This window comes from Bartonella sp. TT119HLJHH (assembly GCF_042193385.1).
GTDB lineage: Bacteria > Pseudomonadota > Alphaproteobacteria > Rhizobiales > Rhizobiaceae > Bartonella.
In genome coordinates this window covers 1-809 of the sequence record NZ_JBHILS010000124.1, presented here as the reverse complement: position 1 = coordinate 809, position 809 = coordinate 1, and the positions used below count along the sequence as shown (strand labels likewise).

The window sequence follows — 809 nt, the reverse complement described above, 5'->3', positions numbered from 1 at the left end:
TGGGCTCTCATAACATTGCTGATGACCCTCCAAGCCATCCACGTGGTTTCTAGTACAGCAAAGATAGGAGCTAAAACGGCTCTAGAAAACAGCTCCATAGTCCAACAAACCGTAGACAGCCTCAAAAACAATATTTCCCCCATACTTGCAAAATTAAACAGCGAAAGTCTTGAAAAGTTTTTTGCAAAAAACAGTGACAATGGCATCAATTTTGACCAACTTTCGAGTGAATTGCGCACCCTTCTCAATAAAAGCGACATTCCTGCTCTCAACCCTGAGCGCTTGAAACAAACCTATCAAGCTGCACTCAATGATATTGGTTCTGCGATAACAGCTTTCAAAAATGATCCTTCTTACTATCGCACCACTTTAAAAAATCTTGGTGAGCGCTTATCTGATCGTGTAGAAGATCTCACGACAAAATTTGATCGAAGCGATATCATCAATGCCCTCATAAAAGATGGCATGCCCCGTGCGGATGCACAAACAGCAGTAAACCGTGCCGTCCAACTCTATCAAAGAGCAGAAGAAAAGACCGAAAAAGCCATCAAAGCCTTTGAAGAACGGGCAGAAACACTCTCAGACAATCTTGAGGATACGATCAAGGGCGCCAAAAACACTGCAACTAAAGCCACAAAAACAGCCTCCAATATGGGGTGGTGGGGCTTTTTAGGAAGTCTCATAGGCGCCATTATTTCCAGTGTTTTTGGCTATTATGGTTATAGAAGCCGTAAGGACACTTTCATGCTTTAAAACGTCTACCTTTAAAGCAAATACATAAAAAGCTGCACGCATAGTGCAGCTTTTTT

At 42.3% G+C, this 809-nt stretch carries 1 protein-coding gene; it reads left to right on the top strand.

The genetic code is table 11. The annotated features are described in order from the left end of the window. Positions 1–753, top strand: a 753-nt coding sequence (locus ACFIJL_RS09715) for a DUF3792 domain-containing protein (RefSeq protein ID WP_375624520.1), incomplete at its 5' end; no start/stop codon positions are given. Positions 754–809: the final 56 nt, after the last annotated feature.